The organism is Kurthia sp. ISK08, from assembly GCF_046159805.1.
Taxonomy (GTDB): domain Bacteria; phylum Bacillota; class Bacilli; order Bacillales_A; family Planococcaceae; genus Kurthia; species Kurthia gibsonii.
Map to the genome: position 1 here is coordinate 144,769 of NZ_JBJXHL010000002.1, position 24,037 is coordinate 168,805.

General features: G+C 37.0%; 22 protein-coding genes and 2 other annotated features (1 of these 24 cut by a window edge). Of the genes, 20 read left to right on the top strand and 2 right to left on the bottom strand.

Features of this window, described 5'->3' with window-relative positions; translation table 11 throughout:
- Positions 1-201: a binding site (T-box leader), on the top strand; it begins 31 nt to the left of the window's first position.
- Between the two features lie 80 nt (positions 202-281).
- From thrS to rplT, 5 genes are all read left to right on the top strand, one after another.
- Complete coding sequence (gene thrS, locus ACKVQX_RS04305; protein WP_068451984.1) at positions 282-2,216, top strand: threonine--tRNA ligase; 1,935 nt, start codon at positions 282-284, stop codon at positions 2,214-2,216.
- Between the two features lie 100 nt (positions 2,217-2,316).
- The gene (locus ACKVQX_RS04310) at positions 2,317-2,907 is read left to right on the top strand and encodes a glycoside hydrolase family 25 protein (protein ID WP_409136049.1); all 591 of its coding nucleotides are present in this window, start codon (positions 2,317-2,319) and stop codon (positions 2,905-2,907) included.
- Positions 2,908-2,966: 59 nt separating this feature from the next.
- Positions 2,967-3,117, top strand: a sequence feature (ribosomal protein L20 leader region).
- A gap of 85 nt (positions 3,118-3,202) precedes the next feature.
- Positions 3,203-3,709 carry a translation initiation factor IF-3 gene (gene infC / locus ACKVQX_RS04315; protein WP_068451989.1) on the top strand — a complete coding sequence of 169 codons (507 nt, stop codon included), beginning with the start codon at positions 3,203-3,205 and terminating at the stop codon, positions 3,707-3,709.
- A gap of 34 nt (positions 3,710-3,743) precedes the next feature.
- On the top strand, positions 3,744-3,944 hold the full coding sequence (rpmI, locus tag ACKVQX_RS04320; protein WP_068451992.1) for a 50S ribosomal protein L35: 201 nt from the start codon (positions 3,744-3,746) through the stop codon (positions 3,942-3,944).
- 58 nt (positions 3,945-4,002) lie between these two features.
- Positions 4,003-4,362 (top strand): 50S ribosomal protein L20, encoded by a 360-nt coding sequence (rplT, locus tag ACKVQX_RS04325; protein WP_409136050.1) that lies wholly within the window; start codon positions 4,003-4,005, stop codon positions 4,360-4,362.
- Positions 4,363-4,511: 149 nt separating this feature from the next.
- On the opposite strand, the gene ACKVQX_RS04330 is transcribed toward rplT, so the two are convergent.
- Positions 4,512-4,949, bottom strand: coding sequence for an Rrf2 family transcriptional regulator (locus tag ACKVQX_RS04330; RefSeq protein ID WP_068451998.1), 438 nt, complete (start codon positions 4,947-4,949; stop codon positions 4,512-4,514).
- A 168-nt stretch (positions 4,950-5,117) separates the two neighbouring features.
- Here ACKVQX_RS04330 and hmpA point away from each other — a divergent pair, with 168 nt between their 5' ends.
- The 7 genes from hmpA to argF all read left to right on the top strand — a co-directional run bounded on the left by hmpA (position 5,118) and on the right by argF (position 13,047).
- On the top strand, positions 5,118-6,278 hold the full coding sequence (gene hmpA, locus ACKVQX_RS04335) for an NO-inducible flavohemoprotein (protein WP_068452001.1): 1,161 nt from the start codon (positions 5,118-5,120) through the stop codon (positions 6,276-6,278).
- 415 nt (positions 6,279-6,693) lie between these two features.
- Positions 6,694-8,163 (top strand): DUF5776 domain-containing protein, encoded by a 1,470-nt coding sequence (locus tag ACKVQX_RS04340; RefSeq protein ID WP_409136051.1) that lies wholly within the window; start codon positions 6,694-6,696, stop codon positions 8,161-8,163.
- 281 nt (positions 8,164-8,444) lie between these two features.
- Complete coding sequence (locus ACKVQX_RS04345) at positions 8,445-9,929, top strand: DUF5776 domain-containing protein (RefSeq protein ID WP_409136052.1); 1,485 nt, start codon at positions 8,445-8,447, stop codon at positions 9,927-9,929.
- Between the two features lie 85 nt (positions 9,930-10,014).
- Entirely contained in the window at positions 10,015-10,293 is a 279-nt protein-coding gene (locus ACKVQX_RS04350) for a DUF1294 domain-containing protein (protein ID WP_121177886.1), read from the top strand.
- A 5-nt stretch (positions 10,294-10,298) separates the two neighbouring features.
- Positions 10,299-10,784 carry a dUTP diphosphatase gene (locus ACKVQX_RS04355; protein WP_068452010.1) on the top strand — a complete coding sequence of 162 codons (486 nt, stop codon included), beginning with the start codon at positions 10,299-10,301 and terminating at the stop codon, positions 10,782-10,784.
- A 48-nt stretch (positions 10,785-10,832) separates the two neighbouring features.
- Positions 10,833-11,918, top strand: a complete 1,086-nt coding sequence (locus ACKVQX_RS04360; RefSeq protein ID WP_068452013.1) for a M42 family metallopeptidase — start codon at positions 10,833-10,835, stop codon at positions 11,916-11,918.
- Between the two features lie 163 nt (positions 11,919-12,081).
- The gene (gene argF, locus ACKVQX_RS04365) at positions 12,082-13,047 is read left to right on the top strand and encodes an ornithine carbamoyltransferase (protein ID WP_068452016.1); all 966 of its coding nucleotides are present in this window, start codon (positions 12,082-12,084) and stop codon (positions 13,045-13,047) included.
- A gap of 51 nt (positions 13,048-13,098) precedes the next feature.
- Here the strand turns inward: argF and ACKVQX_RS04370 are convergent, their stop codons facing one another.
- On the bottom strand, positions 13,099-14,070 hold the full coding sequence (locus tag ACKVQX_RS04370) for a bile acid:sodium symporter family protein (protein WP_068452019.1): 972 nt from the start codon (positions 14,068-14,070) through the stop codon (positions 13,099-13,101).
- A gap of 117 nt (positions 14,071-14,187) precedes the next feature.
- On the opposite strand from ACKVQX_RS04370, the gene ACKVQX_RS04375 reads away from it, so the two are divergent.
- The 8 genes from ACKVQX_RS04375 (at position 14,188) to ACKVQX_RS04410 (ending at position 24,019) form a co-directional block, all read left to right on the top strand.
- The gene (locus ACKVQX_RS04375) at positions 14,188-15,165 is read left to right on the top strand and encodes a zinc-binding dehydrogenase (protein ID WP_325943257.1); all 978 of its coding nucleotides are present in this window, start codon (positions 14,188-14,190) and stop codon (positions 15,163-15,165) included.
- A 15-nt stretch (positions 15,166-15,180) separates the two neighbouring features.
- Positions 15,181-15,942 (top strand): RNA methyltransferase, encoded by a 762-nt coding sequence (locus ACKVQX_RS04380; protein ID WP_068452024.1) that lies wholly within the window; start codon positions 15,181-15,183, stop codon positions 15,940-15,942.
- Positions 15,943-16,297: 355 nt separating this feature from the next.
- Positions 16,298-17,335: a phenylalanine--tRNA ligase subunit alpha gene (pheS, locus tag ACKVQX_RS04385; RefSeq protein WP_068457291.1), complete on the top strand. Its 1,038-nt coding sequence runs from the start codon at positions 16,298-16,300 to the stop codon at positions 17,333-17,335.
- A 12-nt stretch (positions 17,336-17,347) separates the two neighbouring features.
- A complete protein-coding gene (gene pheT, locus ACKVQX_RS04390; protein ID WP_409136053.1) occupies positions 17,348-19,756 on the top strand; it encodes a phenylalanine--tRNA ligase subunit beta in 2,409 nt (802 codons plus the stop codon).
- 403 nt (positions 19,757-20,159) lie between these two features.
- Positions 20,160-21,188, top strand: coding sequence for an ABC transporter ATP-binding protein (locus ACKVQX_RS04395; protein ID WP_068452030.1), 1,029 nt, complete (start codon positions 20,160-20,162; stop codon positions 21,186-21,188).
- Positions 21,169-22,116 carry an ATP-binding cassette domain-containing protein gene (locus ACKVQX_RS04400; protein ID WP_068452032.1) on the top strand — a complete coding sequence of 316 codons (948 nt, stop codon included), beginning with the start codon at positions 21,169-21,171 and terminating at the stop codon, positions 22,114-22,116. The genes ACKVQX_RS04395 and ACKVQX_RS04400 overlap by 20 nt, the downstream gene beginning before the upstream one ends.
- A gap of 1 nt (position 22,117) precedes the next feature.
- The gene (gene opp4B / locus ACKVQX_RS04405) at positions 22,118-23,080 is read left to right on the top strand and encodes an oligopeptide ABC transporter permease (protein WP_068452035.1); all 963 of its coding nucleotides are present in this window, start codon (positions 22,118-22,120) and stop codon (positions 23,078-23,080) included.
- A gap of 30 nt (positions 23,081-23,110) precedes the next feature.
- A complete protein-coding gene (locus ACKVQX_RS04410; RefSeq protein WP_082701379.1) occupies positions 23,111-24,019 on the top strand; it encodes an ABC transporter permease in 909 nt (302 codons plus the stop codon).
- The last annotated feature ends 18 nt before the right edge of the window (positions 24,020-24,037 follow it).

Consider the following 24,037-nt stretch of genomic DNA (forward strand, 5'->3'; position numbering starts at 1 on the left):
GTGCGACTTTCAGAGAGGAATACAGTGGTGCGAGTATTCTAGTGACGGCTAATGATTTACCACCTTGGAGCAGCGACAGTGAACGAATAGTAATTGTCGACGGTAGCGGCCCGTTAGCCGATCGAGAGCTTCGTCTTTGCAGGTTTTTTTCTGCATGGAAGGAAGAAGGGTGGAACCACGAGCGCAAGCATCGTCCCTTTAGGGAGGATGCTTTTTTGTATGCAAAAAATCTCCCGTTTGTGGCCCGTAGCTTTCGAAATAATAAAAAGGAGAGAATGGATATGTCAGAAATGATTCAATTAACATTCCCAGATGGGTCTGTAAAAGAGTACGAAAAAGGAATTACAACAGATGCAGTAGCAGCGGCAATTAGCCCAGGATTACGCAAAAAAGCAATCGTTGGTAAATTCAATGGTGAGTTAGTTGATACAAAAACACCTCTAAATGAAGATGGCACAATCGCGATTATTACACCTTCAGATGATGAAGCATTAGAAGTGTTACGTCACTCAACTGCCCATTTATTAGCACAAGCAGTAAAACGTCTATTCCCAGATGTAAAATTAGGTATTGGTCCTGTAATCGAAGGTGGTTTCTACTACGATATCGATTCAAAAGAACCAATTACTTCTGAAGATTTCCCGAAAATCGAAAAAGAGATGAAAAAAATCATCGCAGAAAACTTAGAAGTTGTACGCCATGATGTATCACGTGCAGAAGCACAACGTCGTTTTGAAGAAATTGATGACGAATACAAATTAGAATTACTTGAAGCTATTCCAGCAGATGAGCAAGTGTCAATCTACGAACAAGGCGAATTCTTCGACCTTTGCCGTGGTGTACACGTACCATCAACAAATAAAATTAAAGAATTCAAACTTTTATCAATTGCAGGTGCATATTGGAGAGGGAATTCTGATAACAAAATGCTACAACGTATTTACGGAACTGCATTCTTCACAAAAGAAGATTTAAAACATCATCTTCAAATGTTAGAAGAAGCAAAAGAGCGTGACCACCGTAAAATTGGTAAGGAATTAGACATCTTTACTTCAAGCCAATTAGTAGGTCAAGGTTTACCATTATGGTTACCGAACGGTGCAACAGTACGTCGCACAATTGAACGTTATATTGTAGATAAAGAGTTAGCATTAGGCTACAAACACGTATATACACCTGTTTTAGGTTCAAAATCATTATATGAAACTTCAGGACACTGGGATCATTACCAAGAAGATATGTTCCCACCAATGGAAGTAGATCACGAAACATTCGTACTTCGTCCAATGAACTGTCCTCACCACATGATGGTGTACAAATCAGCAATGCGTTCATACCGTGACTTACCACTTCGTATCGCAGAACTTGGGACAATGCACCGCTACGAAATGTCAGGAGCAGTATCAGGCTTACAACGTGTACGAGGTATGACTTTAAATGATGCGCATTTATTTGTTCGCCCAGATCAAATTAAAGATGAATTCAAAAAAGTAGTAGAGTTAATCCAAGCGGTTTATAAAGACTTCAACTTAGAAGACTATGAATTCCGTTTATCATATCGTGATCCAGCAGATACAGAGAAATACTTCGATGACGATGAAATGTGGGAAAAAGCACAAAGCATGTTAAAAGAAGCGATGGACGAGCTAGGATTAGATTACTATGAAGCAGAAGGCGAAGCTGCATTCTACGGTCCAAAACTAGACGTACAAGTAAAAACAGCGATTGGTAAACAAGAAACATTGTCAACAGTACAATTAGACTTCTTATTACCAGAACGCTTCGACTTAAACTATGTAGGTGAAGATGGTAAACAACACCGTCCAGTCGTTATTCACCGCGGTGTTGTATCAACAATGGAACGCTTTGTAGCCTTCTTAATTGAAGAATACAAAGGCGCATTCCCGACTTGGTTAGCACCTGTTCAAGTTCAAATTATTCCTGTATCAAACGATGCGCACTTTGACTATGCAAAACAAGTGGAAGAACGTTTAATCGCTGCAGGTGCACGTGTAGAAATGGATTACCGTGACGAAAAATTAGGTTACAAGATCCGTGAAGCACAAATGCAAAAAATCCCGTACATGCTTGTACTAGGTGATAAAGAAGTTGAATCAAATGCAGTAAATGTTCGTCGTTACGGCTCAAAAGATTCAGAAACAGTTTCTTTAGATGAGTTTGTGGATGCAATTACAAAAGAGATTACAGTAAAATAATAAGTATTCAAATGAGAAGTCGTATTGTCTAGCGGCTTCTCATTTTTTGTCTCGCGCAATCTTTTTTCTTCTATATAAAACATAAAAGGAGATGAAGAAGATGGGGTATATCGTTGATTTTTCAAAATGGCAAAATCGTGTGAACTATGAGGAGCTTTCGAAAGTATGTGATTTAGCCATTTTACGTGTACAGGATGGTTCGTATGTAAAAGATGGTTTATATGAACAACATGCGAAAGGTTGTAGTCAATTTGCTATTCCGTATGGTGTGTATGCATTTGCGCGTTTTACGTCTGTTAAAGACGCTGAAAAAGAAGCGCAGGACTTTTACGAGCGTGCAAATCGAGTGAAGCAGCCTTTGTTTTATGTGGTCGATGTTGAAGTGGAGTCGATGTCTGATATGCGTGCAGGGACGAATACTTTTATTCGTACACTAAGGAATTTAGGTGCGAAAAAAGTAGGTATCTACATTGCGCATCATCTATACCATACTTTTTGTTTAGATCTAACAAAAGCAGACTTCATATGGATTCCACGCTATCATCTAGATGGCAAAACGATTTTAAAGCCGAAGTTCCCGTGTGACTTACATCAGTACACAGAACGAGGACGCATAAAGGGAATTGAAGGCTATGTCGATTTAAATCGTTTGAATGGAAAGAAAAAATTAGCATGGTTTATAGCAGAATAATGTTTGACTTACCTAAAAAAAGGTGATATTATAATTGAGGTAAACAAATACAGAGTTTGTGGTTGAAGTAGAGGCTGCCCGCTTCTCACCTGAGAATCGATCCTTTTAGAAGGTATTGACAGGTTAATTGATGAATCGAACATGCATATTTCGCATGTCAACATATACGCGGGCGGACATTTCGACTAATGTCCGTCTTTTTTTATGGACATCGAAATATCTGTACCGAACAGGGCTCCTTGCCCAAACGCAGTATTTTAATACTACTTGGAGGTGGATTGTTATTAGCAAAGACATGTATGTAAACGAAGGTATCCGTGCTCGCGAATTACGCGTAATCGATCACAATGGCGATCAATTAGGTGTTAAAACTCGAAACGATGCACTGCAACTTGCAGAACGTGCAAATTTGGATCTTGTCCTTGTGGCTCCACAAGCCAAGCCACCAGTTGCTCGTATTATGGATTACGGTAAATTCAAATTCGAACAACAAAAGAAAGATCGTGAAGTTCGCAAAAATCAAAAGATTATTGCACTTAAAGAAGTACGACTTTCACCATCGATTGACGAGCATGACTTCCAAACGAAGTTACGCAACGGAATCAAATTCCTTGAAAAAGGAGATAAAGTAAAGGCATCTATTCGCTTTAAAGGTCGTGCTATTACGCACAAAGAGATTGGTCAACGCGTATTAGATCGCTTTGCGGAGGCTTGTAAAGAAGTAGCAACTGTTGAACAACGTGCGAAAATGGAAGGCCGCAGCATGTTCTTGATCTTAGCACCTAAGAACGAGAAACAATAATTATTAAAGTTATGAGTAATAGGAGGAAATCCAAATGCCAAAAATGAAAACACACCGTGGCGCTGCAAAACGCTTCAAAAGAACTGGTACTGGTAAATTAAAACGTGACCGTGCATACGGCTCTCACTTATTTGCTAACAAATCTACAAAAGCTAAACGTCACCTACGTAAACAATCATTAGTATCATCTGGTGATTACAAACGCATCAAATCTTTATTAGCTTACATGAAATAATAAGAAAACACACACATATACTATTTATCAGAGTGATAAATACAGGAGGTAATGAACTATGCCACGCGTAAAAGGCGGTACAGTAACGCGCAAGCGTCGTAAAAAGGTTTTAAAATTAGCAAAAGGTTATTTCGGTTCAAAACACACACTTTATAAAGTAGCGAACCAAGCAGTAATGAAGTCTGGTCAATATGCATACCGTGACCGTCGTCAAAAGAAACGTGATTTCCGTAAATTATGGATCACTCGTATCAACGCAGCTGCTCGCATCAACGGTCTTTCTTACAGCCGTTTAATGCACGGTTTAAAACTTGCTGAAATCGAAGTAAACCGTAAAATGTTAGCTGACTTAGCTGTAAACGATGCAGCTGCATTCGCTCAATTAGCAAACGCTGCTAAAAAAGCAATCGCAAAATAATTCATACATTCAGGTATGATGAAAGAGTCGAGTCTTCGGACTTGGCTCTTTTTTTATATGCAACAAAAAAAGAAGTGATGGAATTTATTCCTATCACTTCTTTTTGTACATATAAATATTTAATCCTCAAAAGGAAAGGATGCTGTATATTAAGAATCAAATAATAACGCAGCTAATTTTTCTTTTGATGTTAAAAAATCACTTAGATGGTATTCATCAAGTACAGCAATATATGCATGTAGTGCTTTATTTAACGCGCCTTTTAAATTACAAACGGGTGAAATAACGCAACCAACAGATTCAGGATTAAAGCAATCGACTAAATAAAAATCTTCTTCTGTTTGTCGGACGAGCTTCCCAATATTAATTTCTTCAGGTTGCATAGCGAGACGAATACCACCACCACGACCACGGATTGTCTCGATGTACCCCATTTTTCCTAATTCATGTGTCACCTTCATTAAATGATTTTTAGACACACCATAAGCATCGGAAATATCTTTAATTGTCGATAATTCATCTGGCTTTTTTGCGCCAAGATAAAGCAAAACGCGCAGAGAATAATCTGTATATAGTGTCAACCTCAACAGAATTCACCTCCAACTCCTTTTATTATAGCATGTAAAGAAAATAATTTATAAATTTTAAAGATGTATTTTAAATATGTCTTTTTTGTTAAAGATGTATTTTGTATATTGCTTTAAATGGAAAATAGGATTATTCTAAGGGTGTAAAAAAAAGAGAGGATGATTCACATGTTATCTCAACACACAATGGACGTCGTAAAATCAACTGCACCTGTATTAGAAGTACACGGAGTAGAAATTACAAAAACTTTTTATAAAAATTTATTTGAAGCAAATCCAGCTTTATTAAACATTTTTAATCACGCGAACCAAGAAAAAGGTCGTCAACAAACAGCTTTAGCAAATACAGTTTATGCAGCAGCTGTACACATTGAAAACTTACCTGCGATTATTCCAGTTGTAAAACAAATCGCACAAAAGCACCGTAGTTTAGGTGTATTACCAGAGCATTATCCAATCGTAGGAGAATTTTTACTACGTGCAATTAAAGAAGTATTAGGTGATGCAGCAACAGATGAAATTATTCAAGCTTGGGGAGAAGCATATGGTGTAATCGCAGATGTCTTTATCCAAGAAGAAGAAGCGCTTTATCAAGAAGCTGAAAATAAACAAGGTGGATTCCGTGGATTTAAAGACTTTAAAGTTGTGAAGCGTGTAGCTGAGAATGCACTCATTACATCATTCTATTTACAACCAGCAGATGGTTCAGCATTACCAGAATATTTACCTGGACAATATATTACGGTACAAGTAAAAGATCCAAACGAAGAATATATTTTAAATCGTCAATATAGCTTATCAAAATCATATGATGGTGAAAGCTACCGTATCTCTGTTAAACGCGATCAAAAAAATACACCAATCGGTAAAGCATCGAACTATTTACATGACTATGTACAAGTTGGCGATACGCTATCAATTAGTGCACCAGCTGGTTCATTTGTTTATGAAGCAACAGAAAAACCAGTCACATTCATCGCAGGCGGTGTTGGAATTACACCATTAATTAGTATGTTTGAAAAAGCAGCAAGCGAAAATAAAGCCGCAGTGAAATTGATTCATAGTGCATCCCACTTAAATGAGCATGCATTTGAAAAAGCGTTATGCCGTATTGCCATTCCTGAAAATGTGACATATGTACAACACGCTTCAGATGTAGCAGGGAAAATTACGAAAGAAATGTTAGCTGAGCAAGTTGATTTAACAGGTGAAGTATATTTATGTGGACCTGTAGGATTCATGCACGAAGTGATTGCTTCTCTAACTGAACTGGGCATGAGTCGTGACCAAATTCATTACGAATTCTTTGGACCAGCAATGAATATTTAATTCGATTTAACATGGAGTTGTATCGGGTTTGAAAAATTAAATAACACAAGCTAGAACATACGTGTAAAAATAATACCTCATATGACCATAAGAAAAACTGGAATCACGCTGTGGCGCGGTTCCAGTTTTGTGTTGTGAACGCTAAAAAAGCGAAGTGAAATTTTTGTTTAGCCTACTTTTGATTCCATTATTATGACTAATTCTTAATACTTATTTTGATTGAACTTTCTTTTGCTTTTTTAGGTATATACATAGTAATTTTTAATATTATTTCACGTAATAATATTAAAATAAGGTTTTATGGATAAAAAAATAATAAAAAATAAAATGTTATTTGTTTGTAATAATAATTCTTTCTTCTTATACGATATAATAAAAGAAGAAAGAATAGAGAGAACGTGAAAGGAAGGGAAAGATGAAAAAAGTTTATGGTTTAGCCCTATTACTTGTTGTATTTAGTCTCTTTGGATTCTCGCAAAATAGTGAAGCCAAGACACATAAAAATACTGCAAAACCTGAGAGTGTTGTGAAATGGGAATACCCAGCCAATGCAAAACTTGTAAAACAATCTGCAAATGATCCTGTTATTGCAGATATTTCAAAATGGCAAGGTAATATTGATTGGTCAAAAGCATCAAAAGCGCTTGATTTAGTGATTATTCGTACACAAGATGGAAAATTAGAAGATTATATGCATCGTACATATGAATCCAATGCTAAAAAATACAATGTGCCATTTGGTGTTTATTCTTTTGTAAGAGCTGGTACACCAGCAGAAGCACGTGCAGAAGCGCGCTCATTCTATAATCGTGCGAGTAAAGATACAGAATTTTATGTTTTAGATGTAGAAGTACAGACGAATAAAAAAGGGTACTCTATGCGTACTATTATTAATGAGTATATGAAGGAAATGCGTAAATTAACGAATAAAAAAATTGGTTTATATGTAGCGCACCACAAGTATTCATCATTCAAATTAGATGCAAGTAAATTTAATTTTGTCTGGATTCCACGTTATGGTTATTCAGGCCCTATTTATAAACATCAACTTTGGCAATATACTGATAGCGGACGCGTTCCAGGAATCAATGGAAATGTTGATTTAAATCGTTTAGCAGGTGGAACAAAGTTAGAATACTTTACAAATAAAGTAACAACAATTTCAAACTCAGAACTCGTTAAAAAATATTATGTAACGAATCCTAAATATGTTCTTTTAAAGAAACCTGTAAATGTTTATAAGAAAACAAGCTTTGATAAAAAAAATAAAAAGAAAAGCTACAAAGAGGGAACACGTTTAAAAGTTAAAAAGATAGTGAAATCTTCAACAGGTATTCCACGCCTTCAACTAGCAGATGGTTCATATATTAGTGCTAGTAAAAGTTTAGTATTAAAAACTTCTGCTACGTCGAATTTCTATACAACAAATGATAATGTAAAACAAGTCATGACAATTCGTAATTTATATTCATATCGTTCATCAACAAGTAATACATCACCAGAATTTGTTCCAGCGAATACGATTTTTAATGTAAGTCGTGTAGTTTATAATGGTTCAGGCGAAAATCGTTTTGCAATTATTAATGGCAGATTTATCTCAGCAGATAAAAATGATGTAGTCGAAGTACCAGCAACTATTCAAAACTACTTCTTAGAATATGATTCATCTTTAAAGTTACGTACACAAAAAGTAATTTATAAATACGATACATTACTTTTCGGTGATCAACAAAAAGATCCAGAGATGGTTCCAGTCGGTACAGTACTCGATATTCAAGACGTGGTTTATAATAAGTTAGGCTATCCACGATTCAAATTAGCAGATGGTAAATATGTCTCAACTAAAAAGACATTATTTAAACAAATCCCTTGGTATGAACAATAATAATAGAGAAGAAGTTAGGTTTTAGGACCTAGCTTCTTTTTTTGATTCATACTAAAAAATGAGGAAAAGCGTATATAAAATACGCATTTATTTCAAAAAGATAACCAGATAGAAGAAAAAGAGTATGGATATTACAAGATGAAATAAAATGTAATATTATTTTAATATATGAAATTAAAATGACGCGTAAAAGTGTCATAAGTAAAGAGGAAAATTTGTTATGATTTGGATAGTCAATTCAGGCTATAAAATCCTCAAAAATTTGAAAAGGAGAGTGGAAAATGAAAAAACAATTGAAATGGTGTCTATCACTTTTGTTTGCGTTATTTGTAGTAGTCGCATGGCAAAGTAATTCGGCTTCTGCAGTAGAACAAGATGGGACGTTAGCACCAGCAAATCCTGATCGTAAAATCGAATGGGAAGGCACACCATATGTCACAGATACAAACCCGGTGAACGCTAAAAGTCGCACACTAAGCACAAAATCATACACAAATCCCGTTATTGTCGATATCTCGCATCACCAAGGGAATATTGACTGGGCAAAGGCTTCAAAAGTTATTGATTTAGCGATTATTCGTACACAATATGGAAGTGTATTAGAAGATCGTTGGCATAAAAGTTATGAGGCAAGTGCTAAAAAATATAATGTGCCATTTGGCGTATATGCGTATCATTTAGCAACTGACACAGCAGATGCTAAAGTAGAAGCGCGTGATTTTTATAACCGTGCAAGTAAAGATGCAAATTTTTATGTGATTGACGTAGAAGAATTCACAAGTGAATCTGGTGAGAGCATGCGTGCAATCGTCAATTCATTCGTTGCGGAATTACGTAAATATACAGATAAAAAAATCGGCTTATACATAGCGAATCATCTATATGATAAATTAAATCTTGATACATCAAAAGCAGATTTTGTCTGGATTCCACGCTATGGTTCAACTAAACCAGCATATCCACATGCATTATGGCAGTTTACAGACCAAGGGAAAGTAGATGGAATTGGTACATATGTTGATTTAAACCGTTTAAATGGTGTAAGCCTAAGTTACTTCACGCAATCAACATCAAAACCTGTCTCAAATCCACGTTACTATACAAGTAACCCTAAAAAAATTGCAACAAAAACAGTAGCATATGAATATAATTCACGTACTTTTAAAGAAAGTGCGAAAGTAAAACGTCACCCTAAAAATATGCTATTAGATATTGTAGCTGTTGAAAAGAGTGCATCTGGAACACCACGTTTAAAACTAAAAAACGGTAACTATATTACAGCAAACCGTACCTATGTTGTGAAAACACGTTCAGATATTGATGAATATATCACAAAAGTGCCGAAAAAAGCGTTGTTACGTGTGACACAAGGTTTATACAAAAGTACGACATTTAGTACATCGACAAAATTAAAAAATTACAGCACAAATAGCGTATTCACGATTAAAGACATCGACTATACAGATGGCGGAACACCACGATTAAAAACATCAACTGGTTATTATGTGAGTGCAAACAAAGCTTATACACGCTCTGTTGTAAATAATATTTCAGATTATTATTATGTAAATCCAAAAACGATTCAAACAAAAACAAATGTAGGTGTTTATACATCTGTGTCATTCGCTAATAAGACACGTACGATTGCAAAAGGTAAAAAACTTCAAGTGACAGCAGTTACATGGAGCGCTGCAGGAACGCCACGTTTAAAAATTGGTACAGGACAATATATTAGTGCGAATAAAGCCTATGTTGTGAAAAAATAAAAATAAGTAAGAAGAAGGGCGCAAACGAAGCGATTCCTTCTTCTTTTTTTGTTATACTAATCAAGCGAATAGAAATGAGGTATATATGGCTATTTGGATTATTGTATTATCAGTGATTGGTTTTATTGTGATGGGCATTGATAAAAGTAGAGCCATTCGTCACAAGTGGCGTATTAGAGAGCGTACACTATGGATTTTAACAATTGTCGGTGGTGGACTCGGTACATTTTTAGGTATGATGATTTGGCGACATAAAATAAGAAAGCTTCATTTTGTTATTGGATTTACAATCTTCGCTCTAATGGATGGGTATTTTTTATTGTCAGCTATTGATCACTTCGATACTATACATATGAAAGGATGATGAACGTGAATTTACAACAATTATTTACAATGCAAAAAGAATTAGATGCATTTATCGAAAAGACACAGGGGATTGATTTTGATGTCTTTCGTGAAAAAACATTAGCGTTATTAGTAGAATTAGGAGAACTTGCGAATGAAACACGCTGTTTCAAATTTTGGAGTACAAAAGGTCCTTCAGAAGATGCTGTTATTTTAGAAGAATTCGTAGACTCAGTACACTTTTTATTATCTCTTGGTATTATGAAAGGTTTTAATGATTTAACAGAATGGCCAACAGATGCACGTGATGCTTCTTTAACAGAATTATTTTTACAGACACAACAAGCGATTATCGTGTTTGGAAATGAGCCGGAACGCGAAAATTATGAAGAGATTTGGAAGTGCTATGGTGCGATTGCACGCACATTACAATTCGATGCACAGCAAATTATCGATGCATATATTTCGAAAAACGAAAAAAATTATGAGCGACAACGTACAGGATATTAAAAGCTGTTGTATAATGGAAGTATTCTTCAACAAGGGGGATTTCTCAAGATGAAATTAGATCAAACATTAACCATGCTAAAAGATTTAACCGATGCACGTGCGATTGCAGGTAATGAAAAGGAAGCGCGCGATGTCATGAAGCAATACATTGAACCGTATGCAGATACAATCGAAACAGATGGTCTCGGTTCATTAATTGCAAAAAAAGTGGGACAAGAAGATGGTCCGAAAATTATGGTAGCTGGACACTTAGATGAAGTGGGCTTTATGGTGACACAAATTGATGATCGTGGTTTTATTAAATTCCAAACAGTTGGCGGTTGGTGGAGCCAAGTAATGTTGGCACAGCGCGTTCAAATCGTCACACGTTCAGGTGAGACAGTCACAGGTGTTATCGGTTCAAAACCACCGCACATTTTACCAGCAGAACAACGTAATAAGCCGGTTGACATTAAACAGATGTTTATTGATGTTGGTGCAACTTCGAAAGAAGAAGTAATGGAGTGGGGGATTCGCCCTGGTGATATGATTGCACCATACTTCGATTTTACAGTGATGAAAAACGATAAATTCTTACTAGCAAAAGCGTGGGATAACCGTATCGGTTGTGCGATTGCGATTGAAGTATTAAAAGGCTTAAAAGATGAACAACATCCAAACGTTGTTTACGGTTGTGGTGTTGTACAAGAAGAAGTGGGCTTACGTGGCTCAAAAACAGCTACGCATCAAATCAATCCAGCGATTGGTTTTGCAGTAGATGTCGGTATTGCAGGAGATACACCAGGAATCTCACCTTCAGAAGCAGCTTCTAAAATGGGTGAAGGTCCACAAATCATTGTCTATGATGCATCAATGGTCGGTCATAAGGGGTTACGTGACTTAGTCGTTGATACAGCAGAAGAAGCAGGAATTCCATATCAGTATGAAGCAATTCCAGGTGGCGGTACGGATGCAGGTTCTATTCACATTACAGCAAACGGTGTACCAGCAATCTCGATTGGTATTGCGACACGTTATATTCATTCACATGCAGGTATTTTACATCGCGATGACTTTGAAAATACAGTGAAATTAGTGATTGAAGTGATTAAAAAGCTAGATGCTGAAACAGTACAACGTATTACATTTGAATAAACATACAAGAGTTCGAAGCGAATATGCTGCTTCGAACTCTTTTTTTATCTAATCTTACTAGAAATGATAAAATAGTCAGATAAAACATAAAAATTCATTTGACAGAATAAATATACATACATATAATGAGAATTAACAATTAAACGTACAGGAGCGATGCAGTGTGAAATTATTAGAAGAGGTACAATTACAAATTGTCACAAGCTTAAAAGGAAAAGATCTATTATCATTAGTGAATTATTCAAGTGAAGAAGTACAACAATTAATCGACTTAGCGATTCAATTAAAAACGATTACAAAAGAAGGTAAGTGTCCGAAACTATTAGAAGGTAAAACACTTGCGATGATTTTTGAGAAAAATTCAACACGTACACGTATTTCGTTTGAAGTAGGTATGCACCAATTAGGCGGAAAAGGTATGTATATGAATGCACGCGATTTACAAATCGGTCGTGGTGAGTCGGTTTATGATACAGCACATGTATTATCAGGATATGTAGATGGTATTATGATTCGTGCAAATTCACATGCGATGGTGAAAGAATTAGCAGAACATGCATCAATTCCTGTAATTAATGGTTTAACAGATATCTCACACCCATGCCAAGCTTTAGCTGATCTTGAAACAATTAAAGAAGTAAAAGGGCACTTCAAAGGATTGAAACTAGCGTATATTGGTGACGGAAATAATGTAGCACATTCACTTGTGGTAGCAGCAGCACATGTAGGAATGGATGTCGTTGTAGCAGCACCAAAAGGATATGAACCATCCGAACAAGTCATGTTAAAAGCAGCAACAATCGCAGCACAAAATGGTAGTACGGTATCATTTACGAATGATCCAATTGAAGCGGCAACAGATGCAGATGTAATTTACACAGATGTGTGGACTTCAATGGGCCAAGAAGAAGAATCAGCAAAACGCCTACGAGACTTTGAAGGATTCCAAATCTCTTCTGAACTTGTTGCATACGCGAAACCAGATTATATGTTTTTACACTGTTTACCAGCACATCGTGAAGAAGAAGTTGCGACAGCTGTTATTGACGGCGAAAACTCATATATTTTCCAACAAGCAGAGAATCGTCTACATGCACAAAAAGCAGTACTTGTATCCGTACTTGGATAAAACGAGAACAAAAAAGAGAAGTGAGAGATTAACCTCCCACTTCTCTTTTTGTTATGCATGTTTCTTTTCAATTGAAACTTGTTGCTTTGATTCATTTGGAATCGGACGACGTGCCCAGTAACTTGCGATAATTGGTCCTGAAATATTATGCCATACAGCACCGAATGCACTTGGAATAGCAGCAAGTGGTCCTAAGTGTGCTGTAGCAAGTGCTACACCTAAACCAGAGTTTTGCATACCGACCTCGATGGAGATGGCACGTTGGTCTGATAATGAAAGTCCGCACATCTTTCCTGCGTAATAACCTAAAACTAAACCAGCTGTATTGTGTAAGAATACGGCTAAGAAAATAATTAAGCCAGCTGTTGCGATTTTCTCTTGATTCCCTGCAACTACTGCACCAACGATTAAGATGATGGCAGCAACTGAGATTAATGGTACAACCGATACACTGCGGTCGATTAAGTTTGGTGCTAATTTACGAACGATGATACCAAGTGCAACCGGTACTAAAATAACTTGTACAATCGACATAAACATCGAAGACATATTAACAGGCATCCACTGTCCAGCTAAGAAGTATAAAATCACCGGTGTAAAGAATGGTGCTAATAATGTGGATACAGATGTCATTGTAATTGATAAAGGAACATTTCCTTTTGCTAAATAAACCATTACGTTTGAAGCAGTTCCACCTGGTACGGATCCAAGTAATACAAGTCCTGCCGCTAATTCAGGTGGCAATTGTAGTAAGTACGCAATACCAAGAGCTGTTAGTGGCATCACTGTAAACTGTGCAACAATCCCAATCAATACGGGTAGCGGCTTTGTTAAAACTAATTTAAAATCTTTTGCACTTAATGTTAAACCCATTCCAAACATGACAATCCCTAACATGATTGTAATATAGCCTCCGAATGGTAGGAATGCTGTCGGGAAGAAGAATGAGATGACAGCAACTCCGAGTACAAGAAAAGCAAAGTACTTTCCTGTAAATGAACTAATTGATTCTAAAACTTTCATCATATCCACACCTTTTCAAAAATTCTGATAATTTCAAGTATATATAATTTTCTTAAAATAGCAATATAAAAAATGATATAATGAATAAATAAACTAAAAATGAAGGGAAGAATGTCAATGAAAGCGGTTTATGCAGAAAAAAACGAAATTCACGTAGGAGAAAGACCAGAACCTATACTAAAAGATGGAGAAGTACTTGTTCGTATTCAAGCAGCGAGTGTTAATCGTCGGGACCTTTATACACCGAATCGTTTAGCGAAAGATGCGGCACCTTTAATTTTAGGTTCAGATGCAACAGGTATTATTGAACAGGTATCAGCAGATATCGAGAGTTGGCAAGTCGGCGATGAAGTTATTATAAATCCTTCTCTTCGTTGGTTCGATAATACACCTGTTCCACCTGAGGACTTTGAAATTTTAAGTTTGCCAGATCAAGGGACATTTGCAGAAAAAATCGCCATTTCAGCAGAACAAATTGAACGAAAACCAGACTATTTATCAACGGAAGAAGCAGCGACGATTGGGATTGCTCCATTAACAGGTTATCGTGCACTCTTTACAAAAGGACAATTACAAAAAGGGCAGACGGTATTTATTCCAGGTGGAAGTAGCGGTGTTGCGACATTTATGATTCAATTTGCGAAGAATATAGGCGCGCGAGTTATTACGAGTTCACGTTCAGAAGAGAAGCGTGAAAAAGTACGACAACTCGGTGTAGATCTCGTAATTGATACAGCAGAGGACTGGAACGCGGCACTTCAGCATGAGACAGTCGACCTTGTCATTGATAGCGTTGGTGCAGCAACTTTTAATCGTTCATTGGCTGTTTTAAAAAAGGGTGGTACACTAGTAACATTCGGCGCAACAACAGCAGATGAAACAACGATTAATTTACGTGACTTTTTCTACGGTCAGTACACATTACATGGGACGACAATGGGGAGTCGAGAAGAATTTCGTGCATGTCTTTCTTTCATGGAAGCACATCACATTCGCCCAATCGTTGAACAAACATATGCCATCGAACATGCGACACAAGCATTTCAGCAGTTGCAAGAGAGTACACAGTTTGGCAAAATAGTATTAACGATGTAAAAAGGCGGTTTATGAATGAAAAGAATTGAATCATTATCAAATTCATTAGTGAAATATTGGAAAAAATTAGCAACAACACGCAAAGAACGTGACCAATCTGGTGAGTTTTTAGTAGAAGGTTTCCATTTAGTAGAAGAAGCACTTCAAGGTACAGATGTTTTAAACTTAATTGTACGAGAAGGTGTTGAAATTCCTGCTACATGGAATATTGACAACATTTATATGGTAGAAGTAACAGCGGCAATCGCAGCAGAATTGGCAGAGACAGAACGTACACAAGGCATTTTTGCACACTGCAAACAACCTGATTTTGAAGTAAAGTCTTCATGGAAGAAGTTTTTACTGATTGATGCTGTACAAGACCCCGGTAATGTCGGTACGATGATTCGAACAGCAGATGCAGCGGGGATGGATGCTGTTATTTTAGGAAAAGGTAGTGCAGACCCATTCAATCCGAAAACAATTCGATCAACACAGGGTTCTATTTTCCATTTACCTGTATTGCGCGGTGAGCTAGTAGATTGGGTAGAACAATTACAAGAACGTGATATTCCGATTTATGGAACAGCACTTGATGCGACATCTGTGGTATATAACCAAGTACAAAAGACACCTTCATTTGCAGTCATTATGGGGAATGAAGGTAGTGGTATTTCAAAAGAATTACTAACAAAAACGACGAAGAATGTCATCATTCCGATTATGGGTGGCGCTGAGTCATTAAATGTAGCAGTAGCGACTGGAATTGTTCTATATCACTTTGCAACTGCCGAGTAACACTTGAAGTATGGCATTAAAGCGTTTATAATAGTTGAGTATGAACACATAATTCAAATGCGATGATCGGGAAAAGTACGCTATTATAAGCAATTAGGGAGTGTCCACCATAGACTGAAAGTGGAGATGTGCCTCTATAATAGAAGAAGTTCACCCCGTTAGCAGCGTCCGGGACCAGCATTAGCTGTAAAGGTACGCCGGCAAATGAGCCGTTAATTCAACGAAGTGATTGCATGAACGTATGCAATAACTAGGGTGGTAACGCGATATAATCCTCGTCCCTTTTTTAAGGGGCGATTTTTTTATGCTTACAACAGGTTGATCATCCAATAAAAGGAGGAATTTTACGATGGAAATGGCTGCACAATTAACACAGTTAAAACAAGAAGCATTGGATCGTATTCAAGCAGCAACAAATACAAAAGAATTAAATGATGTACGTGTTGCTTATTTAGGTAAAAAAGGTCCAATTACAGATTTATTAAAAGGCATGGGTAAACTTCCTGCCGAAGAACGCCCAAAAATGGGGGCTCTTGTGAATGAAGTACGTGGCGAAGTACAAGAAGTATTAGAAGCACGTATGGTTGAATTAGAAGAAAAAGCAGTGGAAGCACAATTAGCTCAAGAAACAATTGATGTAACACTACCAGGTCGCACAATTAAAGTAGGGAATGCACATCCATTAACACGTGTAACAGAAGAAATCGAAAACTTATTCATCGGTATGGGCTATGAAGTAGTAGAAGGTCCAGAAGTAGAAAAAGATTACTACAATTTTGAAGCATTAAACTTACCAAAAGGTCACCCAGCGCGTGATATGCAAGATACATTCTATATTTCAGAAGAAATCTTAATGCGTACACATACATCACCTGTACAAGCGCGTACGATGGAAGAGAAAAAAGGTTCTTCAATCCGTATTATTTGCCCAGGTAAAGTATTCCGTCGCGATAACGATGATGCAACACATTCACACCAATTCAATCAAATTGAAGGTTTAGTGATCGGTGAGAACATTCGTATGAGTGATTTAAAAGGAACATTAGATGTATTTGCGAAGAAGATGTTCGGTGACGAACGCGAAATTCGTTTACGTCCAAGCTATTTCCCGTTCACAGAGCCATCAGTTGAGATGGATATCTCATGCTTCAAATGTGGCGGTTCAGGATGTAATGTATGTAAAAACACAGGTTGGATTGAAATTCTAGGTGCAGGTATGGTTCACCCGAACGTACTTGAAATGGCAGGATATGATCCTAAAAAAGTAACAGGCTTTGCATTTGGTATGGGACAAGAACGTATTGCGATGTTACGTTACGGTGTAGAAGATATTCGTGATTTCTATACGAATGACGTTCGTTTCTTAGAACAATTCCAAAGAGCAGAAGATTAGGAGGAATAACGCATGTATGTATCATTAAAATGGTTAGCACAGTATGTTGACATTTCAGGTTTTGAACCAGCAGAATTAGCAGAAAAAATTACACGAGCAGGGATTGAAGTAGATGGCATCATCGACTTATCAGCTGGTCTTAAAAAGCTAATGGTTGGAGAAGTAAAAGAAAAAGAAAAACACCCAGAAGCAGATAAATTAAATATTTGCCAAGTTGATTTTGGCGAAGAAGAATATTCACAAATCGTTTGTGGTGCACCGAATGTAGCGGTAGGACAAAAAGTCATTGTTGCACGCCCAGGCGCACATTTACCAGGCGGAAAAATTAAAAAAGCTAAATTACGTGGACAAGTATCAAACGGTATGATTTGTTCACTTCAAGAACTAGGTATCGAAGGTAAAGTTGTACCAAAAGCATATGCTGAAGGTATTTACGTATTACCATCAGATACACCAGTAGGTTCAGATGCAGTTGAAGTATTAGGTTTAGATGATGTGGTATTAGAATTAGGTCTTACACCAAACCGTTCAGATGCCATGAGTATGTTAGGTGTAGCTTATGAAGTAGCGGCAATTCTAGATCGTGAAATTCACCTACCTGAAATCAAGTATGAAGCAACAACGAAAAAAGCAGCAGACGTATTAAATGTACGTGTAGAAGCATTAGAACAAAATCCACTATATGCAGCGAAAGTTGTGGAGAATGTAAAAATTGCGGAATCACCATTATGGTTACAACAAGCATTAATGGCTGTAGGCGTTCGTCCATTAAATAACGTAGTTGATATTACAAACTATATTTTAATGGAATATGGTCAACCGCTTCATGCATTCGATTACGATGCACTAAAAACAGGTGAAATCGTTGTTCGTTTAGCGACAGAAGGCGAAAACATTAAAACACTAGACGGAAAAGACCGCACATTAAAAGCTTCGAACCTTGTAATTACAAATGGTGAAGAGCCAGTTGCAGTAGCAGGTGTTATGGGTGGATTCGATTCAGAAGTAACAGATAAGACAACAACCGTTGTGATTGAATCGGCTTACTTTGAAGGGTTATCTGTTCGTTACACATCAAAAGATTTAGGCTTACGTAGTGATGCGAGTGCGCGCTTTGAAAAAGGGATTGACCCGAACCGCGTATTACCAGCAGCAGAACGTGCAGCGCAGTTAATGGCTGAAATCGCTGGTGGAACAGTATTAGAAGGAACAGTACTTGTAGATGAATTAGATAAAACTTCAGCTCGCGTAGCTGTGTCACCTGACTTCATCAACTCACGTCTAGGTATGAAAATCTCATTAAATGAGATGGTATCGATTTTAAAACGTCTACGTTTTGATGTAGAAACAGCGAACGGTTTATTAATCGTAGATGCGCCAACACGTCGTCAAGATATTAAAATTGAAGAAGATATCGTAGAAGAAATCGCGCGTATGTATGGTTACGACGAGATTCCAAAAACAATTCCTGTAGCAGAAACATCAGTAGGTGGCTTAACACCATATCAAGAAAAACGTCGCGTAACACGTCATCATTTAGAAGGCAGTGGTTTATTCCAAGCGTTAACATACTCATTAACATCAGATGAATTAGCGCAAAAATACGCATTAAAAACAGAAGAAACAACACGTCTTATGATGCCAATGAGTGAGGCACATAGTACATTACGCCAAAGTTTATTACCACATTTAATCGAGGCAGCAGTGCATAATGTATCACGTCAAATTCCATTAGTCGCATTATACGAAATTGGTTCTGTATTCCTAGGTAAAGGCGAAGATGGCTTACCAAATGAAGAAGAACATCTATCAATCGTTATGACAGGTAAATGGCTTGAAAACGCATGGCAAGGCGAACATAAGCAAGTAGACTTCTTCGTGTTAAAAGGTGTAATCGAAGGGTTACTTGAAAAATTAGGTCTATCTGCGCGTATTCAGTACGTAACTTCAAAACAAGAAGGTATGCACCCAGGTCGTACTGCATCAATCGTATTAGATGGTGAAGTAGTAGGTTTCTTCGGACAATTACACCCGAAAGAACAAAAAGCACTTGGCTTAAAAGAGACATATGTAGCAGAGCTAAACTTTAAACAATTAGCTGGAGCAGAAGTGGAACCTTTAGTTTGTCAACCAATTCCACGCTTCCCATCCATCTCACGTGATATTGCATTAGTTGTAGATCGTACATTAGAGGCAGGAACAATTGAAGCAATTATTCGTGAAGCTGGTGATACATTATTAAAATCAGTACATGTATTCGATTTATATGAAGGTGCAAACATGCCAGAAGGCAAAAAGTCACTTGCATTTACATTAACGTACTTTAATCCAGAGAAAACATTAACGGATGAAGAAGTCGTAGCAGTGCATGATGAAGTAATGGCAGCGTTAAAAGAACAAGCGAATGTAGAGGTTCGATAATTTAAAATGCTCGTTAAACCACACAAAATTCTATTTTGTGTGGTTTTCTTCTTCTTTTTTTGAAAAAAAGTATATGTTATATGTTATTGCTATGCTATAATGCAAAATATAGGAAATGGATTTACATAAAAGTAAACTCAATTTTCTCGTTTTTAAGAATATTTTAAAAATTTTTTACAAAAAATAGACAAAAAATTAAAAATTGTGTTATATTAAGACAAATAAAACATATTTCCCTTTAAGAAAATTCCGATAATCGGAATTTATGCATGAATTGCATAAGGGAATTTATTTTAAAAGTCTAATTGTTTCGGTATTCGAAATTTATACATCGTATGTATAAAAAGAATCATACGCTTTGAATAGTTAGAATATTCGAGCTAGATTGGAAAGGGGCAATATTTTGAATACATCAAAAGAATTACTAAAAATTGAAAACTTACATACAAGTTTCCGAATCAAAGATCAGTATTATGCAGCAATTGAAGATATCAATTTAACACTACGTGAGAATGAAGTGTTAGCAATTGTAGGGGAGTCAGGTTGTGGTAAAAGTACGTTAGCCACTTCTATTGTTGGTTTACATGTGGCAAACAATACAAAAGTAGATGGTCAGATTTTATACAACGATCAGAACTTAGCGACATTAAAAGAAGACCAACTGAATAAAATTCGAGGAAATGACATTGGCTTCATTTTCCAAGACCCACTTGCAGCCCTTAATCCACTCATGCGTATTGGCGATCAGATTGCCGAAACATTAAAATACCATACAAAATTAAGTGAACAAGAACGTCAAAAACGTGTTTTAGAATTATTAGATCAAGTAGGAATTAGCCATCCAGAACGTGTTGCAAGACAATATCCACATCAATTGTCAGGTGGGATGAGACAGCGTGTTGTCATTGCGATTGCGATTGCATGCAAACCGAAAATTATGATTGCGGATGAACCAACAACTGCTTTAGATGTAACGATTCAAGCACAGATTTTAGATTTATTAAATGACTTACAAGAAGAAACGAATTCGGGAATTATTTTGATTACACATGATTTAGGTGTAGTAGCTGAAGTGGCTGATCGTGTAGCAGTGATGTATGCCGGACAAATTATTGAACTCGCATCTGTTGAAGAGCTGTTCAGCCATCCAAAGCACCCATATACACGTTCATTATTAAATTCCATTCCACAAGTGGATCACGACCAAGATCGATTAGAAGTTATCCATGGAATGGTTCCAACATTAACGAAAATGCCAAGAACGGGTTGTCGTTTTGCACCACGTATTCCTTGGATTGATCCTTCTAAACATGAAGACAATCCATCACTACACGAAATCAGTCCAGAACATTTTGTACGTTGTACGTGCTGGAAAGACTTCCATTTTGAACATGAGGAAGGAGGACTAAATCATGAGCTTCATACAAATTAAAGATTTACATGTACATTATCCAATTCGAGGTGGCTTCTTTAATACAGTAGTAGACCATGTCTATGCAGTAGATGGTGTATCGATGGAATTTGAAAAAGGCAAAACTTATGGTTTAGTCGGAGAATCAGGTTCAGGGAAGTCGACAACAGGAAAAGCAATTATTGGACTCGAAAAAATTACATCAGGTCAAGTGATTTATGAAGGTGAAGATGTAACGAATAAACGTCGTACACGTAATAGTGCATTCACACGTGATATTCAAATGATTTTCCAAGATTCAACGTCAGCGATGAATCCTAGAAAACGTGTACAAGATGTATTAGCAGAGCCGATTCGTAACTTTATGAATCTATCACCAACAGAAGAAAAGCGCCATATGATTGAGCTGCTTGAAATCGTTGGGATGTCAGAAGAAGCTTTATTAAAATATCCACATGAATTCTCTGGTGGTCAAAAGCAGCGTCTAGGAATTGCGCGTGCAGTAGCGTGTAAGCCGAAGATGATTATTGCCGATGAACCTGTATCAGCGCTTGACTTATCAGTACAAGCACAAGTTCTGAACTTTATGAAAGATATTCAAACTGAATATGGGTTAAGTTATCTATTTATCTCGCATGACTTAGGTGTTGTTCGCCATATGTGTGATCATATCTCTATCATGTATAAAGGACGTTTTGTTGAACAGGGAACGAAAGAAGATATTTATAAACATTCAAAACATGTTTACACGAACCGTTTATTATCTGCAATTCCAACAATCGAACCTGAGACACGCTTTGAACGAAAAATGGAGCGTCGTGCAGTGGAACAAGCTTACCGTGAAAATGCTCAAAAGTACTATGATGCAGACGGAAAGGTTTACCCACTTCAAGTCATTTCAGCTACGCATAAAGTAGCGATGTCAGCAGCTGAGAAGGAGGCACAATAGTATGTGGAAAACCATCGTCAGACGAATCTTAATTATGATTCCTCAACTAATTGTATTAAGTTTAATCATTTTCTGGTTAGCTAAATTGATGCCGGGTGATCCATTAACAGGTCTTGTAACACCTGAAACAGACCCGAACCGTATCGAAGAATTACGTGAGTTAGCAGGCTGGAATGATCCATGGTATGTACAGTATTGGAATTGGATTACGAATGCACTTCAAGGGGACTTTGGAACAAGCTATGCATTCAAAGATAGCGTATCTAGCCTAATCGGAGAACGTGCATTAAATACACTTTGGTTATCACTATTCAGTGTCATTCTTTTATATTTAATCGCGATTCCACTTGGAATTTATGCAGGTCGTTACCAAGGAACTTGGTTTGATAAAGGAACAGTATTATATAGCTTCATTACATATGCGATTCCGACATTTGTACTTGGCTTAATTTTCTTATTCTTATTTGGTTATAAACTCGATTGGTTCCCAACTAGTGGAACGGTCGATGTGAAATATGACCCTGGCACATGGGATTATGTATGGAATAAAATTTATCATCTTATCTTACCAGGTATTACATTCGCTTTATTAGGTACAACAACAATCATTCAATACTTACGCTCAGAAGTAATCGATGCAAAAACACAAGATTATGTAAAAACAGCGCGAAGTAAAGGTGTACCGATGAAGGTCATTTATTCAAAACACATTTTCCGTAATTCATTATTACCAATTGCAGCATTCATTGGTTTTACAATTACAGGTTTACTTGGTGGTTCCATCTTTATCGAAACAATTTTCGGTTATCCAGGAATGGGGCAACTATTCATTCAATCATTAGGGCAGCGTGACTATTCTGTTATTACAGCGCTCGTACTATTATTCGGATTCCTATCTTTACTAGGTAGTTTAATTTCCGACATTGTAATGAGTATCGTTGATCCACGAATCCGTATTGATTAGGACATAATCGAAAATAAAGAGGTGAGAAAGATGCAACAAATTGAAGAAAAAACACTCTTACAACAAGATGAAGGAACGCCCGCAACTGGATTAAAGGTTGTATGGCGTGAGTTTAAAAAAGATAAATTAGCGATGACTTCACTCATCGTATTAGTCGGTATTATCGTTGTCACATTCGTTTGGGCATTCACGATTGACCGAGAAGAATTAATGCAAATTAGTCTATATGATGAATTTGCACAACCGGGAACGAATGGTTTCATTCTAGGGGCAGATCAGGGTGGTAGTGACATCCTAGGTCAGTTAATTCTCGGTACACGTAACTCGTTAACGATTGCCATTGCGATTACGTTAATTACAGGTGTACTTGGTGTTGGTATTGGTTTAGCCGCTGGATACTTTGGCGGAATCGTTGATGCCATCATCATGCGTATTATGGACTTCTACATGACATTACCAACATTGATGATCATCATCGTGTTCGTAACGATTGTTCCAAAATATAATGTCACCACATTTGTACTCATCATGAGCGCATTCTTGTGGGTAGGAACAGCGAGGTTAATTCGAAGTAAAGTGCTCTCCGAGGGGAAACGTGATTATGTAAGTGCCTCTAAAACGATGGGGACAGGCAATTTTGCCATTATGTTAAAAGGTATTTTGCCAAACATTAGCTCATTACTAATTGTTGAGCTGACACTGAACTTTGCCGGAAATGTCGGCATTGAAACAGGTCTTACGTATTTAGGATTTGGTCTACCGCCAAATGTACCGAGTTTAGGGACATTGGTAGGGGCTGCAAGTAACCCAGTTGTTCTTGAAAACAATTGGTGGGTATGGTTACCCGCGTCAATACTCATTCTCGTATTGATGCTGGCAATAAATTATGTTGGACAAGCTTTACGTCGAGCAGCAGATTCAAAACAAAGATTAGGTTAAAAAAGGGGAGGAAATGAA

Coding starts and splice junctions, on each gene's coding strand:
- hmpA (WP_068452001.1), top strand. CDS start 5,118: ATGTTATCTCAACACACAATGGACGTCGTAAAATCAACTGCACCTGTA.
- ACKVQX_RS04310 (WP_409136049.1), top strand. CDS start 2,317: ATGGGGTATATCGTTGATTTTTCAAAATGGCAAAATCGTGTGAACTAT.
- ACKVQX_RS04375 (WP_325943257.1), top strand. CDS start 14,188: ATGAAAGCGGTTTATGCAGAAAAAAACGAAATTCACGTAGGAGAAAGA.
- infC (WP_068451989.1), top strand. CDS start 3,203: ATGTATGTAAACGAAGGTATCCGTGCTCGCGAATTACGCGTAATCGAT.
- thrS (WP_068451984.1), top strand. CDS start 282: ATGTCAGAAATGATTCAATTAACATTCCCAGATGGGTCTGTAAAAGAG.
- rplT (WP_409136050.1), top strand. CDS start 4,003: ATGCCACGCGTAAAAGGCGGTACAGTAACGCGCAAGCGTCGTAAAAAG.
- ACKVQX_RS04370 (WP_068452019.1), bottom strand. CDS start 14,070: ATGAAAGTTTTAGAATCAATTAGTTCATTTACAGGAAAGTACTTTGCT.
- ACKVQX_RS04410 (WP_082701379.1), top strand. CDS start 23,111: ATGCAACAAATTGAAGAAAAAACACTCTTACAACAAGATGAAGGAACG.
- pheS (WP_068457291.1), top strand. CDS start 16,298: ATGGCTGCACAATTAACACAGTTAAAACAAGAAGCATTGGATCGTATT.
- ACKVQX_RS04400 (WP_068452032.1), top strand. CDS start 21,169: ATGAGCTTCATACAAATTAAAGATTTACATGTACATTATCCAATTCGA.
- pheT (WP_409136053.1), top strand. CDS start 17,348: ATGTATGTATCATTAAAATGGTTAGCACAGTATGTTGACATTTCAGGT.
- ACKVQX_RS04380 (WP_068452024.1), top strand. CDS start 15,181: ATGAAAAGAATTGAATCATTATCAAATTCATTAGTGAAATATTGGAAA.
- ACKVQX_RS04360 (WP_068452013.1), top strand. CDS start 10,833: ATGAAATTAGATCAAACATTAACCATGCTAAAAGATTTAACCGATGCA.
- ACKVQX_RS04340 (WP_409136051.1), top strand. CDS start 6,694: ATGAAAAAAGTTTATGGTTTAGCCCTATTACTTGTTGTATTTAGTCTC.
- rpmI (WP_068451992.1), top strand. CDS start 3,744: ATGCCAAAAATGAAAACACACCGTGGCGCTGCAAAACGCTTCAAAAGA.
- opp4B (WP_068452035.1), top strand. CDS start 22,118: ATGTGGAAAACCATCGTCAGACGAATCTTAATTATGATTCCTCAACTA.
- ACKVQX_RS04345 (WP_409136052.1), top strand. CDS start 8,445: ATGAAAAAACAATTGAAATGGTGTCTATCACTTTTGTTTGCGTTATTT.
- ACKVQX_RS04350 (WP_121177886.1), top strand. CDS start 10,015: ATGGCTATTTGGATTATTGTATTATCAGTGATTGGTTTTATTGTGATG.